Source organism: Pseudomonas sp. PDM04 (assembly GCF_014851765.1).
GTDB lineage: Bacteria > Pseudomonadota > Gammaproteobacteria > Pseudomonadales > Pseudomonadaceae > Aquipseudomonas.
This window is the reverse complement of sequence record NZ_JACVAI010000007.1, coordinates 57,987-72,497: the sequence shown is the minus strand read 5'-3', so window position 1 is coordinate 72,497 and position 14,511 is coordinate 57,987. Positions and strand designations below refer to the sequence as shown.

Sequence of the window (14,511 nt, the reverse complement as noted above, 5' to 3'; positions counted from 1 at the left end):
GAAATAAACAAGGGCTTGCATCAGCTTTCGCCCGCAAACCCTTGATTTAAGATGGTGCCCGAAGCCGGAATCGAACCGGCACGCCCTTACGAGCGGGGGATTTTAAGTCCCATGCGTCTACCAGTTTCGCCATTCGGGCGGTAGCGCGGCAAGCAGTCGAGGCTGACCGATGGATGTGTCAGTTCTGACGCCTGCAAAACAGTGGACGGAATATATACATCCCGTCCCGGTGAAGCAAGTTCGCAAATGCCCTTTTCAAGACAAAATCCTGCCCGCCAGGCACGTAAAAAAGCTCGGTAAATCATTGATCTACTGATTTTCCCGGAGAAGCGGCGTGTCCATCTCCTGCCGCTCCGTGCCTGTGGGAGACTGATCGTCTACGGCATCAGGGCAGCACTGGCGCCCGCCCTGTTCTCGAAGCGACCAAAGAGCAGATAGTGATGATAGCCGCTGGGGAAACTGCCATTGGCAATCGCCTGCCTGACATCATGATTCACGGCAAGGTACAGTTGTTCATCGAACTCTTCAGGGCCGGCCACGCCATCCAGTCCCAGCTTCTTGCTATCGATGGGCAGGCCAAGAATGCTTCGGCGCTGGTAGTCCATAATGCGCTTCACGGCATGGTTTTCCATCGGACCCAGGTTGGGTGACGAAGCGTAGGAGTGCATACCCTTTTTTACGCACCGATTGCACAGGTCGACACAATGCGGCTGGGTGTTCTTGGCTCGGGTCAGTTCCTCGATGGAAAGATCCAGGTACCTGCCGACGTGATACTCGGACTGATTGAAAATGGAACAGCACAAGATCGCATTGCCGTTGCAGTCGAGTACCAGCATATTGTCTTTCAGACTGCACTCGTGCTTTGGGTAGTGCTGAAGCATGTTCACCAGATCGTCGAAAGGCGGCAATGCCAATCTTTCGAGGGTTTCAAGGTCGGTTGGCGTGACGGAAGGATCACGCTCGATGATCGCCAGCGCTTTCTCGAGCGGCATCATCACCGAATATCCGGTGCTGAACCTGAAGCCCAGTTGCTCGCAAAACTCACGCATCAACCCTTCTTCTTCCAGGTTATCCAGATAACGGTGGTAGTAGACATCCACGGCTGTATCGAGGTTATGGTGCAGCTTGAGGTCACGCAGCCTGATCATGTTCTGCTTGACCACTTCGATATCACCGCCGACATGCCCCAACTTGTAGGTGTCCTGATAGAAGCCGGACAGCGAAACCCGGAAGAACGACGGCTCGGCCATCAAGGCCTTTTCCATGTTCTTGACCAGGTTCAGGTTGGAACTGATGCCGCTGTGCATCCCGGCCTCGTTGATGACCTGGATGAACTCGCCAATGCGCGGGTGGATCAGGGGCTCGGTCCAGTTATAGAGGTGAATCGAGGTAATCCCTTCCCTCTTGGCTTTGTGGACGATGTCGCGAAACATCTCAAGCTGCATGGACTTCTTGAAATTGTGATTTTCAGAATTGCCCATGGGGCACGAAGGGCAGCTGAGATTACAAGCCCCGACGATATCGATGTACATATGCATTGTTGGAAGCACCCTTAGCTTGACGCCGCGACGAGGAACAGATTTCCGAATCCGCTTACGCGCTGCTGGCAGTCCATTTTTTGACGGCAATATGCGGACTGAGCAAGATACGAGCCAGAACTGGCGAATCGCCGTAACTCTGAAAGCTGTCAAGCTTAGGTGCCACGCTGCTGCCCTCTCAACGTGGAGTCCCAGGCGGATATAACTACAAACACGGCGGCATCCCTGTACATCTGTAGCGCAAGGACAAATATCGATGAAGGGTGACTGACGAGACTCAACAGCCAGGAGGCCTAGGAACCGGGCGATCTTCGCCATCAACAATTGGTTTGAGTGGGTGGACGAAGGTGGACCCGACAAGAGCCCTACCTCATCCGTCACAAGGACCGCACGCCGATTTTGTGCGCGGCGATCGGCCAATCCCCGAACGCAGTCCACGAACCCAATGAGCACGATGGGTTCGTCATTATCGCTGCCGACAGCGCGGGCGGCATGGTGGACGTCCACGATCGACGCCCTGTGGTCTTGTCTCCCAAGCTGGCCCGCGAGTGGTTAGACCCGGCCACACCGAAGGAGCGCGCCAACAGATGGTGTTATTAGAGGGTGAACCGAGCGAGGCCTTCGAATGGTTCAAGGTCGACCGTGCTGTGGGGAATGTTCGCAACCAGGGAGCCTCAGAGGAAGGCGCAGATGGCGCGATCCTGGCAGTGTTCTCAGGAGAATCTGAAAATCTGGATTAAGCGTGCGCCGTAGCTCGGAAGCGAAGAGTGCAACGGCAGCGAACAGGCAATGATGGTCCTTCTCCGTTATCCAAACCGAGGCGATTAAGTTGCCCTGTCAACTCGAAATTCTGGAGTCAGGATACAGCCCTACAAATACCAGAAGCCCCGCTATTGCGGGGCCCAACACAAATGGACGCGCGAGGTCAGAACGACTCGACTGGCTTCTTGGCTTGCTGAACAAGCTTGTTTTCGTCCAGTTTCGGGAAAGAAAACTTGATGAGGATGCTGGACTCGTCACCCTCGCCAGAGACAACCAAATCAGCCCCCCTGATGTTGTCAGGCGCTGAATTCATCAAACTATGGGCGTTAGTGGACCCCTTGGTCGGGGTGAGCCCTTCAACAAAGGAGTAGGTCACATTGTTGGCGGTCAACGCCACACTCTCATAGTTTGTGAGTGTGGCTGTGTATTCATCATTGTTTTTAGCTTTACCCGCCAACTCAATAAGATCCAGCACGGATTTCCCGTCAGCGAGCGACACCAGAGTAAATGTCTTTGCAAGAGCGCCAGCGGCGCGAGCGAACAGGTCACGATCATAGGGTGCAAACAGCGAGACCAACATCAGTTTGTCACCACTGAAAACCAGGGCTGCTGTGAACTTCTGATCCAGAAAATCCACATCGTCCAGGCATCGTGCGGTAGCACCTATTTCGGCTGAACAGTCGTAGTAGCCTGCTGCCTCGGTGTATTTGGCTATCGGCGAGTCGTAAGCATATTTTTTGAACAGGTTGTCTTCAGCCACCGCATTCTGCATGCCGGTCAATATCCCCATGGCGGCCAGCGCTGCAGCAAGAACTTTCTTTGACATGGATTCCCTTCCTGAAAATGAGCATTGAGATTGATAGCTAGATGCTATCAGTCAGAGATGCACCGCTCAATCCCGTCATGTCACATGCTAGTGGACAGAGGGGCAGATTCGCCAAATCCATTCGGTGACGCCGCTGGCAATCGCTTATTCTCGCGACAGGGAAACCGCGCAATCTCACTGCATGTGCACTTAAGATCGAGAACCGTCCCTCGCGACCTGCGGCTCTCGGCTAGGAGCGGTCACTCCGCGCGCCTACGAAGCCGGGGGCGATTCGGGTCGAAGAAAACATAAAAAACTGTATGCCCGAAAGTCACATCCCCATGGAACTTCCGTAAAAAATGATGTCAATTTGATTGCTCATTACAGCAAAAAGATCATTTTGGATCAGTCAGCGTCAGGCTATTTCCTGACACCCCATGGAGAGAGTGATGAGAGTCATCATTGCGATGTTGTTGATGTTGAGTTCTTACGCTCATGCTGGTTGCGGCGACATCAGTGACAGCGATCAACGCGCTTACTGCAATGCCAGAGTCAACGGTCAAAGCTGCAGCAACATCAGTGACAACGACCTTCGGGCCAGTTGCTGGGCGGAAATGAATGGCCAAAGCTGCGGCAACATCAGTAACAGTGATCAGCGCGCTTACTGCAATGCCAAAGTCAACGGTCAAAGCTGCAGCAACATCAGTGACAACGACCTTCGGGCCAGTTGCTGGGCGGAAATGAATGGCCAAAGCTGCGGCAATATCAGTAACAGTGATCAACGCGCTTACTGCAATGCCAAAATCAACGGTCAAAGCTGCGGCAACATTCAAGACAGCAACTTGCGTAACGAGTGTAGTGCCATGAAGCGTTGATCTCCGAATCGGATGCCAAGCAAGAGGATGAGCAGTCCTGCGATTGAGCTCTTAGCCTCCTTGGGTCGGAAAGCGACGGTCTGGCCCAGACCGTCGCAGTGCAAGATTACACGTCTGTCTGCTCTGCCATTTCTAGAGCATCGTCTACCTCAATGCCCAAGTACCTACAGTGCTTTCGAGTTTCGTATGACAAAGCAAGAGTTGAACTGCCCTTAAGTTCTTGGTCCTGCGATAGATCAACGAAGCCTTGGTTCGCCGTAGCGTGTGGGTACCGCACACCGTCGGGTCAAGTCCGATGGCTGTTGCCCCTAGATCGCCAGTTCTCTGAGCAACAACTTTTTATGCCTCATTGACGTCCTCATTGCGGTTCATCAATCAGCCCCTTACCCGTTGCAACTCTCAAATTGGAAGCTCCTGCCAGGTAAAACAATCCACCCGCAACGATGAAGAGTGCCAGCATGTAGAAGATGTAATGAGGATGCTGGGTTGCCAATACTATTCCGCAAAGAACCGGGCCCAGTGCAGCACCAAGATTGGACAGGTTTTGCGCTCCGTAATACATGCCGCGCAGGTTGTCCGGCGCAATTCTGTCGATGAACATGTACTCGGCGGGCAATACGATGATCTCGCCGATCGTAAAGATGGCCATGGAAATGACCCAGTGTGGAACGGAAGTCGACAGTGCAAAACCGGCCAACCCCATCATGAACATGCCCAGCCCCGCCGCAAGCCACAGGTTCAGGTGTCGGTTGGTGATCTTTCTGCCTATGGAATACTGCAATCCGATCACCATCAGCGCATTGGTAGCCACAATGGTACTGATGATGCGGTATGTAGATTCTGGTGTGGTAGTAACCATCAGATACTGTGAGAGATAGGCCGTGAACTGGCCAAAGACCACTGCGCTGAAAAGCCCGCCAAGGGTGAAACACACCAATCGATAATCCCGGAGCAGTAATTTTCCTACGGAGAGAAACGGCGAGGGTTTCCGAGCTTCATCGGTGGCGCCCAAATTCCTATCACCCCAGACGAAATAGATGAAAAAGAATCCTGCTCCAAGCCCTGCGGAAAACAGGAATGGCAAGCTGATATCTATCTTGGCCACGCTAGCGCCAAGAAAGGGACCGATGGCATATCCGATATTGGTCAGCGTGTATTTGATCGAGAACACTTCGCTGCGGCCAGTGACAGGGAGCAGGCTGCCGAATCCTGATTTGACCGCGATATCAATCACCGCATAGGTCAGATTGATTAATACCAGACAGCTGTAGAAGAGCCAGAGATCGCGAGCAAGAAACGTCCCGAGGAAACCTAGCGTAAACAGGCAACTGAGCCACAGGATCAGCCGGTAACTGGATGTTTTATCAACCAGAAAGCCCCCATACAGACTCAATAACGAGCCGATAATCAGTGTACTGCCAATGACCAGGCCGATATCGGCGATGCTCAAACCGAAACTGCCGGACAGGTAGATGACCAGATAGGGCAAAGTGATTGCTCGCGACAAGGTCAATATCAAGGACGCTGAAAGCAGCAAATTTACCGTTGTCGGATAGTTTTTCAGTTTGGTTAGCATCCTTGCCTCAATGTTCAGCAGGTTGGTTTATGGCAAACGCCGGTCGCATCGTGAACGATGCATTGAAATCAAGCTTACTGGTGAATTTGGTTCTGATTTATGATGTTTGTTATCGAATTTTAAGAATAGAATTCATCAATAGAGAGATGCCATGTTTTCCTCAGAGCGCTTGAAGGGAATTGATGTGTTCGTCTGTGTGGCGGACTGCGGCAGTTTCACAGCCGCTGCCGATCGGATGAGTCTGACGGGATCTGCAATCAGCAAAGCCATCGCTCGATTGGAAAGCAGGCTCGGAGTTCGGTTGTTCCATCGCACCACTCGTCGCCTGGCCCTGACTGACGCGGGGGTGGCGTTCTATCGCACGTGTACCGGTGTGTTGGCAGACCTGGAGGAGGCAGAGCTGTCTCTGCACGCCGAAAACACTGAGCCTCGTGGCAGGATTCGCATAGACCTTCCAGGTGCGTTTGGCCGCCTGCTGGCCCTTCCGATCATTTTGCAGTTTGCTCAGGAACATGCGCTGTTGCATCCACACATTTCATTCTCCGACCGCCTCATTGATCCTGTCGAGGAAGGTGTCGATATTGCTGTGCGGATCGGGGGTTCGGACGTCTGGCCCGCTGCGCTGGGGCATCGCTACCTGGGCAGCGAGTGGCATATCTTCTGTGCGTCGCCCGCTTACTTGAGCAAACACGGCACGCCTGTGACCGATCGTGATCTGGAACAGCATCAGTGCATCGTTTACGGCTGGGCGGATGGAACGGTCAGCCCTTGGAGTTTTGCGGGAAAGCACCCTGGCGAAATTGAACGCAGGTCGATCGCTGCGAAGTTCGTTGTGGGAGATGGTGAAGGTCTGGTGATCGCGGTAACGGCGGGATGCGGGATCGCACAACTACCTTCATGGCTGATCAAACGTCAGCTTGAAGAGGGAACCTTGGTTGAGGTGCTTCCCCACTTGGCAACCACTGGCATGGCCATCAATCTGGTTTGGATCAAAAATCGACAAACACTTCCGAAAGTCAATGCATTACTGGAAAAGCTTGGAGCTCATTTACTGCCCTCTGCTAGTAACATCTAATGACCACATCTGTCCGGTAGCTGCCGCTCTTGACCGTCCGCTTCCGGCCAGAAGCGGACATCGTCTAAAGGAAGCCTTCGGACTAAAAGAAAGGACTTTGCCTTAAAAAGCCGATAGGCTTATGTACTTGTTATCAGTAAAAATCCAGGCGAAGGGACATGGCACTGTCTAAAGGCGATCTCATAAAACTAATCAGCGCTGACCAAGCAAAAATAGTTTTAACTGATTGGATTAACTCTCGCGAGACAGCGCCAGGAGATATCGCTTTGGTGGAAGAAGTCTATATCGGAGAGGATGGGCAGATCGTTCGTCTTCTGTGCGAATACCGTCCGGGTTTTCTAGAGTGGCGAACGGTGTTTTATGAGGCAGGGTTGACTTATGAGTTTCTTCCTCCCCCCGCTGACGTCACCACTTAAATTTTTGCCTCCGACAATTACTGCTTCCCCCAAGAGCTGCTTATGGAACCTAGTTCACCCGAAAGCAAATCAAAAAAAATAGTTATAACAGTGGTATTTTTGCTTTTTGGCGCATGGCTTTATTATGTAGGCTGGGCTTCTAAAATTTCAGCAAGAACAGTTTTGATGCCTGAAATCCCCGAATGGGGTACATACCTGCTGATCAGCTCGATTACTGGATTTATTGCAGCAATTCGAACACTCTACAAGCGGCCCGGGCGCAAGACAGCAATACAGGCTTTAAATTCTTTTACTGGAGGGTTCTGCTTAGGATTTATTCTATCTCTGAATGGTTATGCCACCGCGGCCTATCTTTTGCCTGGCAAGATTATTAGTTATAAATCTTCATATGAGCTGAGATACCCCGGACCTTCCAGGGGGAAGTTTGGTCGTTGCGAGGCAGGTCTATGGATCGAAGATCAAAGTACAAACCGCTGGATTGAGCTTTGCACGAACAAAATGGATTTGGATAAAAATATACAACAGGGAATGCAGCTCGTATGGGTGAGTGCCCGCACGAATAAAATAGGTAGCTACATTATGAGCTATACTTTTATCTATAATTAAACCCACCACAATAAAATCTTGCTTTCGTGAGCAGTAGATTAAGCGGAAGTTATTCTTTAACACCAAGAACAGCAAAAGCTTGATACTCGATGGTGTACTCTGGACACTCTGCTCTGGCGCTGCGCGGCGAGATATGCCGGACGTTTCGGCCGACTCGTGGCCGGAAGCGGACGGACAGGAGCGGCAGCCACAGCCAAAAGCGGACGTTCATGACGACCGCTTCCGCCCCATAGCAGTCATCTGAACCGCATTGATCGACAGAAATGTCCACCGCCAATCCTAAAATCGTGAAGGTGGCTCATTTCCGGTCTTGATATTCGAAAAGACCTCATCTGGATCTGCCTGACACCAATATCTAAACAGAAGGCGAGGTTCGGTATTTCCGAAATATTGATCAACGGTGCTGTCGGGCGGCACGGTCAATTTAGGTGCTGGCCATTGCTGCGCTAAAACACCTATTGGTTTGCCAGACGACCAAATAATCCAAGTAGCCTTGCCTCCATTGATACCCGGTAAGTAGCCGGCATCTTGTATCACTTCGATTAAGGCGCGCAGCGTTGCTGATGGATCGAGTGTGATCGACGTCGCATGGCTTCCCAGATCATCTCCTGCATGAACGCTATCTCGATCAATGGCAACTTCCAACGTGACTACTCCTTTTTTACCGCTGTGCTGTCACTAGATCGTCCAGCGTAGAGACATCAACGGCTACCTGTCCAGAATCTGCTTTTGGCCGAAACCGGCCTGTCATGAAGAGACCTGACCACCCCTTCGGCACCCACCTGTGCCACGCAAATGGGAGCGGGATCTCGCATATTAATGAAAGGGTTGCGGAACCCCTCCCAATCATTGCGGAACACCTTGCTTTATCGAAGGCATAAAAAAACCCCGTAGACCATTGATCTACGGGGTTTCTAAGAGTGGAGGCCGAGGTCGGAATCGAACCGGCGTAGGCGGATTTGCAATCCGCTGCATAACCATTTTGCTACTCGGCCCCAATGCATTCGATGTCATTTGAACAACATCAAAGGCGTACAAACCTGGAGTAGATTCTAGATCTAACTCCTTGAAAACATTGAGCTTTTTCAGCAGTCAGTGCTTTCGATGGCGTGAATTATGGACTGAATTGCCGGGGCTGACAACCCCTTGATTTCAAAAAAAATTCTGTCACGGCCCGGAACGCTGGATGAGGTTTGCGCCCTCTCCCGCCAATAGCAGGCAAAAAAAATCCCGGGCAGCTGATGGAAGCCCGGGATCTAAAAATGCATAAACCGTGGTGGTGAACGCGGGCCGAATGTTACGGTGATTTTCACCATGTAACAATATGTTTTCGTTCACCATGTGGTTAAAAAGACCGTTAACCCCTTCAATATCCACACATTTTTTAAGGCTGTGCCGCGACAAATGGTCTGTTTACAGGAACCAGCGGTACTCACGGGCACTGATGTCCTGCAGAAATGCCAAATGATCCTGGCGCTTGTTTTCGCAGTAGACCTTCACGAATTCTGCGCCCAACCCCTCCCGCAGCGGTTCATGGTTTTGCATCGAGCGCACCGCCTCCAGCATCTCCAACGGGAAGTCGACCCCGCTGCTGCGATCCTGGTTGAGCGGCGCGATCGGTTCCTGCTTCGCCTCGAGGCCGTGCTCCAACCCCACCAGGATCGCGGCCAGCACCAGGTACGGATTGGCATCGGCACCGGCCAGGCGGTGTTCGATCCGCAGATTGTCAGGGTCCGATTCGGGCACCCGCACACACGCATCCCGGTCTTCGAAGCCCCAGCTGGCACGGGTCGCGACGTTGGTGGTGCCGCTCAGGCGACGCATGGCGTTGTGGTTGGGCGCGAAGATCGGCATGCAATGGGGCAACAGTTGCAGGCAACCGGCCACTGCATGGCGCAGCGGCTGCTGGCCGTTCGCCGCCAGCAGGTTGTTGCCGGCCTTGTCGTACAGGCTCACGTGCACATGCATGCCGCTGCCGGGATGCTGCAAATAGGGCTTAGCCATGAAGCTGGCGCGGTAATTGTGCTTCATCGCCACGCCCCGGGTGCTGCGGCAAAAAAGTGCGGCCCAGTCGGCGGCCCGCAGCCCGTCATCGAGATGGCCGAAGTTGATTTCAAACTGGCCAGGGCCCAGTTCGGCGGTGATCACAGTGGTGTCGATGCCTTGTGCACGAGCGGTCTCGACCATCTCATCCAGCACCGGCGAGAAGCGTGTCAACCGTTCGATGTGCATGTTCGGCTGGTCATCCGCATCGTCGGTCAGCGAATCCCGTGCAAACTGGGGCAAGCCGTCACGCAACTGGCGATCGAACAAATAGAATTCCAGCTCGAAGGCCACCACCGGGAAAATCCCTTTGCGCGCCAGGCGCTCCAGGACTTGCGCCAACACTTCCCGTGGCTCGAAGACAATCGGTTTCTCGGTGCCGCTGGAGGTGATCAACATCTGGCCCAGGGGCTGTTTTTCCCAATCGACGATTTTCAGCGTGCCCGGCACCAGACGCCGCGGTGCATCGGGGTCACCGTCGTTGAAGCAGTAATCGCCAATCTTGAACAAACCGCCCTGGGCGCCCAGCAAGACGCAGTTCTGCGGCAGCTTGAGCGCGCTGCCGGCGGCGACTTTTTCGAGCATCTCGATTGGATAGCGCTTGCCGTAGAAATGCCCGGGAATGTCCAGGGAAATCAGGTCGACGTAGCGCACGTCCGGGTGGCGCTGGCGAAACGTGCGCACTTCAGCAACCAGTTCAGAACAGACAGCATCCATCATTGCGTTCCTTGTTTTTTGTCACGTGTAAACCCAGAGCACCCGGGTGAGTTGATCGGAGAGGTTGCCGTAGCGGCAATGGGCATGGCTGGCGAGCTGGAAACTGTCCCCGGCCTCGAGGGTGACCGGCTGATCGTCATCCAGCCACACCGTCAGTTGCCCTTCGAGCACGTACCCGCCCTGCTCCGAGCTGTCTTTCATGTGCCGGTCGCCGCTGCTGGCCCCTGGCTCGAGCTGGCTTTCGAGCATCGAGAACGATGCGCGCATTTTCGGTGACACCAGGATGTCGGTGATGCCGTCGGCGTAATACAGCGTGCGGCGCTCGTCCGGGCGGGTGACCCACGGCAGGGCCATGGGCTTGGGCAGGCTGTAGAAATAAGTGGTCGGCACACCGAGGGTTTCGCTGATGGCGGTCAAGTCCGCCACCGTCGGCCGTGAGAGCCCACGTTCGACCTGGGAAAGAAAACCCACCGAGCGGCCGATTTTGTCCGCCAGCTCCTTGAGCGTGTACTTTTTGTGTTTGCGCAGGTCCTGGATCAGGATTGCCAGCGCCGAGATTTCTTCTTGCCTGTCCATCGAAAAGCTTCCAGAAAATGTACGGTTCAAAGGCTGTCGCGCAACCGATACCAGGCCTTGCCAATGGCTTCCAGCGGCGCCGCCATGTACTTGCCACCCGGAAAACGGCCGTTGACCAGGCCCTGATACAACGCGAGCTCATCCGGCTGGCCGAGTATTGCGTCGGCGACAGCACGGGCGCCAGCCAGGGTCGGCAGCACGCCGTGCCCCGAGTAACCCTGAAGCCAGTAGAGATCGCCGCGTCGACCGATATCCGGCGTACGCTTGAGCGTGAGATCGATATGCCCGCCCCAGGCGAATTCCAGCTCCACCCCCTTGAGCTGAGGAAACACCCGCTCCAGGAAAGGTCGCGTTGCCGCAGCGATGTCTCTCGGCATGCCGCCCAGGTAGGTGCAGCCACCGCCAAATAGCAAGCGGTGGTCCGGCGTGCGGCGGAAATAATCGAGGACGAACTGGTTGTCGGTGACGCAGGCATTGTTCGGCAGCAGCGCGGCGGCCTGTGCGGGCGGCAGTGGCGCAGTCGCCACCTGATAGGTGCCGACGGGCAACACGCAACTCGACAACTGCGGGTCGAGCCGGTCCAGGTAGGCGTTGCAGGCCAGCACCAGTACATCGGCGCGAATACACCCATGCTCGGTGGTGACCACGTACCGCCCGCCCTCTTCGCGATAGCCCAGCGCCTTGCTCTGCTCATGAATGCGCCCACCCGCGCCCTCGATGGCGGCGGCCAGGCCGAGCGCCAGCTTCAGGGGATTGAGGTGCCCGCCTTCGGGATCGAACAGGCCGGCCTGGTAACGATCACTGGCGACCCATTCGGACAATTGCTCGCGAGGAATGAACCGCAAACCGTCGTGCCCCCACTTGTGGGCGGCCTCGTGCTGCCACTCCGTCAGCAGACCCACCCGGCGCGGTAACACTGACGTCCAGAGATGACCGGGACGGTAGTCACAATCGAATTCATGCCGTGAAGGCAAAGCGCGCAGTTCCTGTGCGGCCCAACGCATGCCGTCCCACAGCCGACGCGCCCGCTCGTAACCCAGCGCCGCCTCAAGTGGCGGCATGTCGCACGACCATCCGAGGATCGCCTGACCGCCGTTACGCCCCGATGCAGCCCAAGCCACGCGACTGGCCTCCAGCAGCGTCACGCGCTTCCCGGCCTTGACCAGTCGCAGCGCCGTATGCAGGCCGCTGAAACCGGCACCGATGATCAGCACCTCGGTGTCGTGCTCGCCCTCGAGGGCATCACGTTCGACCAAGTGATCGGCACAGGCGTGGGCGTAGTAGCTGGCGACATGCCGGGAGGATTGCTCAAACATGTAGAGGGCTCATGAAATTTTGTTATTTAAATTTCATGAAAAAATACAGGTGATATTTCACAGAAGCAAGCACCTGTTGGAACGAGCTCGCTCGCGAGGGGCGCAAGGACAACGCGGACATCCAGGCAGTCAGCGTCATCGTTAACGTCCATCGCGAGCAGGCTCGCTCCTGCAGGGGGGATATCAGGCGATCGGGATCAGCGGATCGGCAGCGGCCCACGCGGCTTCACGGTTGGCCGCTGGCGGGTAGATCCACACGGTGTTGATCTGGGTTTTCAGGTTCTTGCCCTCCTGCCTGACCAGCTTGACCTGGCGGTCCCAGCCCTCGGTGTACACCGCGCCCCAGGCGCCCAGGTCCAGGCAAGTGACGTACTTGGGCTGGCTGTAGGGGAGCGCATCCACGCCCAGGATCTGGGCGGCAACGTTATTGCCCGCGTAGCGACCCAGCATGATCGCGTGCTGGCAGGTCATCAGCGCGTGGTTGCCAATATCGTCCGAGGCGGCGTAGGCCACGTCGCCAGTGGCGAAGATGTCGTCCTGACCGATGACCTTCAAATGGCTGTCGACGTGCAGGCGGCCGAGGTGATCGCGCTCTGCCGGAATCTGCTCTGTCAGCGAGCTGGCGCGCACGCCGGTGGTCCAGACCACTGTCTGGGCCTCGATGCGCTGGCCATCGCTGAGATTGACGCCGTTGGCATCCACGGATTCCACCGACGCCTTCAAGTGCCACTTCACACCTGTCTCGATACTGGCTTCTTCGATCGACTTGGCAATTTCTTCCCCCATCGAGCCGCCAATCCGGTCACCGCGATCAACGATGATCACGTCGATGTCGGCCTGCTCACCGAGAATTGTCCGCAGACGTGCGGTCATTTCGGTCGCCGTTTCAATCCCGGTGAAACCGCCACCGGCGACGACGACGGTGTTGCGCGATTTGCTCTCCGGCAGGCTGGCCAGAGATTTCAGGTGGTTTTCCAGGCGCACGGCCTGCTCGATCTGGTCGACGTCGAACGCATGCTCGACCACACCGCTGGTGGGCGGAATGGCAAGGCGGCTACCGGTGGCCAGAACGAGTTTGTCGTAGCTGCACACCTGTTTGGCACCCGATGCATCGATGTAGCCCACACGTTTTTGCGCAACGTCGATGCTGTCGGCAGTGCCCTTGACGAACTTCACGCCAACGGCATCGAGCAGGTCGCCAATCGGCGCAGCCAACTGGTGGGCATTCGGCTCGTAGAAACGCGGACGCACGCGCAGCTCGGCCTGCGGGGCCAGGACGGTGACTTCCACATCGTTGCGGTCATGGATATTGAACAGGCGAGTGGCGCTCACCGCCGTCCACATGCCACCAAAACCTGCACCGATTACCAGGATGTGCTGTTTCATCTTTAACGCTCCGAGAAGGCCGATCAATGATTGTTAGAAGGTCGGGCATTGCCAGCGTCGACCGAACAACTACGACTGTATTGATCCTAGTTTGTTAAAGCAATCGGTTTTTCTCGATAGTGACTATCAAACCCTTCGATGCCAAGACACAGAACAAGATCAAGGCATATTGGGTTTCGGCAGAAAAAGGCGATCGTTGCCTACTGAGCGAGCGGCTGCTAACATTTGCGACAACATTAGTCGGAGATTGACATGTCTCTTTACAGCGCGGGCGTTGAGTACGGCATTCACTGCCTGATTTTCCTGGTGGGCAATTGCGGCGACACCCGTGAGGCGAGCGTGCGCGATCTGGCGGAGCTGCAAGGCGTGCCGCTGGACTATCTGGCGAAAATCTTCACCAAACTGGCCAAGGCAAAACTGGTGGTGGCGACCGAGGGTGTGCGAGGCGGGTTCAAGCTGGCGCGGCCTTCCGACGAGATCAGTGTGCTCGACATCGTCAATGCCATCGACGGACAGAAACAGATCTTCGAATGCCGCGAGATCCGTGGACGTTGCGCCCTGTTCGAAGGCTGCACGCCCGATTGGGCCACAGCGGGCCACTGCGCCATCCATGCCGTGATGCTGACTGCGCAAAAACGCATGGAGGAGGCACTCGCCCAGCAGACGATTCTCGATCTGGCCAGGAGAGTGGGACGCAAGGCGCCCGCTGAGTTCAATGGCAAGGTCGATGAGTGGCTCAACGACCGGCGGGACAGGAAAAGCAGTGCCGGCCCGGCCAAGGACGATCAGTTGATCCCGGCGACCGAAGTCACCGATTGAT

At 55.4% G+C, this 14,511-nt stretch carries 13 protein-coding genes, 2 tRNA genes and 2 pseudogenes; 5 read left to right on the top strand and 12 right to left on the bottom strand.

What is annotated here, in order from left to right; translation table 11 throughout:
- Positions 1-52: 52 nt before the first annotated feature.
- Positions 53-139: transfer RNA gene (locus IB249_RS24865), tRNA-Leu, on the bottom strand.
- Between the two features lie 238 nt (positions 140-377).
- Positions 378-1,532 (bottom strand): radical SAM protein, encoded by a 1,155-nt coding sequence (locus tag IB249_RS24860; protein ID WP_412548027.1) that lies wholly within the window; start codon positions 1,530-1,532, stop codon positions 378-380.
- Between the two features lie 304 nt (positions 1,533-1,836).
- Here IB249_RS24860 and IB249_RS24855 point away from each other — a divergent pair.
- Positions 1,837-2,278 (top strand): annotated as a pseudogene (locus tag IB249_RS24855) (SOS response-associated peptidase family protein); the annotation flags it as partial.
- 185 nt (positions 2,279-2,463) lie between these two features.
- On the opposite strand, the gene IB249_RS24850 reads toward IB249_RS24855, so the two are convergent.
- The 4 genes and pseudogenes from IB249_RS24850 to IB249_RS24835 all read right to left on the bottom strand — a co-directional run bounded on the left by IB249_RS24850 (position 2,464) and on the right by IB249_RS24835 (position 5,556).
- Entirely contained in the window at positions 2,464-3,126 is a 663-nt protein-coding gene (locus tag IB249_RS24850) for a hypothetical protein (RefSeq protein WP_192308395.1), read from the bottom strand.
- A 374-nt stretch (positions 3,127-3,500) separates the two neighbouring features.
- On the bottom strand, positions 3,501-3,938 hold the full coding sequence (locus IB249_RS30035) for a hypothetical protein (RefSeq protein WP_192308394.1): 438 nt from the start codon (positions 3,936-3,938) through the stop codon (positions 3,501-3,503).
- Positions 3,939-4,086: 148 nt separating this feature from the next.
- A pseudogene (locus IB249_RS24840) lies at positions 4,087-4,280 on the bottom strand (integrase); the annotation flags it as partial.
- A gap of 58 nt (positions 4,281-4,338) precedes the next feature.
- Positions 4,339-5,556 carry an MFS transporter gene (locus IB249_RS24835; protein ID WP_192308393.1) on the bottom strand — a complete coding sequence of 406 codons (1,218 nt, stop codon included), beginning with the start codon at positions 5,554-5,556 and terminating at the stop codon, positions 4,339-4,341.
- Positions 5,557-5,707: 151 nt separating this feature from the next.
- On the opposite strand from IB249_RS24835, the gene IB249_RS24830 reads away from it, so the two are divergent.
- The 3 genes from IB249_RS24830 (at position 5,708) to IB249_RS24820 (ending at position 7,653) form a co-directional block, all read left to right on the top strand.
- On the top strand, positions 5,708-6,631 hold the full coding sequence (locus tag IB249_RS24830) for a LysR family transcriptional regulator (protein ID WP_192308392.1): 924 nt from the start codon (positions 5,708-5,710) through the stop codon (positions 6,629-6,631).
- 158 nt (positions 6,632-6,789) lie between these two features.
- Positions 6,790-7,047, top strand: a complete 258-nt coding sequence (locus IB249_RS24825) for a hypothetical protein (protein WP_192308391.1) — start codon at positions 6,790-6,792, stop codon at positions 7,045-7,047.
- 42 nt (positions 7,048-7,089) lie between these two features.
- The gene (locus IB249_RS24820) at positions 7,090-7,653 is read left to right on the top strand and encodes a hypothetical protein (protein ID WP_192308390.1); all 564 of its coding nucleotides are present in this window, start codon (positions 7,090-7,092) and stop codon (positions 7,651-7,653) included.
- A 279-nt stretch (positions 7,654-7,932) separates the two neighbouring features.
- Here IB249_RS24820 and IB249_RS24815 read toward each other — a convergent pair whose 3' ends face one another.
- The 6 genes from IB249_RS24815 to IB249_RS24790 form a co-directional block, all read right to left on the bottom strand.
- The gene (locus IB249_RS24815) at positions 7,933-8,298 is read right to left on the bottom strand and encodes a hypothetical protein (RefSeq protein WP_192308389.1); all 366 of its coding nucleotides are present in this window, start codon (positions 8,296-8,298) and stop codon (positions 7,933-7,935) included.
- A gap of 276 nt (positions 8,299-8,574) precedes the next feature.
- Positions 8,575-8,648 (bottom strand) — tRNA-Cys (locus IB249_RS24810).
- 418 nt (positions 8,649-9,066) lie between these two features.
- On the bottom strand, positions 9,067-10,413 hold the full coding sequence (locus tag IB249_RS24805) for a glutamine synthetase family protein (RefSeq protein ID WP_192308388.1): 1,347 nt from the start codon (positions 10,411-10,413) through the stop codon (positions 9,067-9,069).
- A 21-nt stretch (positions 10,414-10,434) separates the two neighbouring features.
- A complete protein-coding gene (locus tag IB249_RS24800) occupies positions 10,435-10,989 on the bottom strand; it encodes a helix-turn-helix domain-containing protein (RefSeq protein ID WP_192308387.1) in 555 nt (184 codons plus the stop codon).
- 26 nt (positions 10,990-11,015) lie between these two features.
- Complete coding sequence (locus IB249_RS24795) at positions 11,016-12,305, bottom strand: NAD(P)/FAD-dependent oxidoreductase (RefSeq protein ID WP_192308386.1); 1,290 nt, start codon at positions 12,303-12,305, stop codon at positions 11,016-11,018.
- Between the two features lie 183 nt (positions 12,306-12,488).
- Positions 12,489-13,691 carry an NAD(P)/FAD-dependent oxidoreductase gene (locus tag IB249_RS24790; protein ID WP_192308385.1) on the bottom strand — a complete coding sequence of 401 codons (1,203 nt, stop codon included), beginning with the start codon at positions 13,689-13,691 and terminating at the stop codon, positions 12,489-12,491.
- A gap of 252 nt (positions 13,692-13,943) precedes the next feature.
- Here IB249_RS24790 and IB249_RS24785 point away from each other — a divergent pair, with 252 nt between their 5' ends.
- Complete coding sequence (locus IB249_RS24785; protein ID WP_192308384.1) at positions 13,944-14,510, top strand: RrF2 family transcriptional regulator; 567 nt, start codon at positions 13,944-13,946, stop codon at positions 14,508-14,510.
- Position 14,511 lies beyond the last annotated feature (1 nt).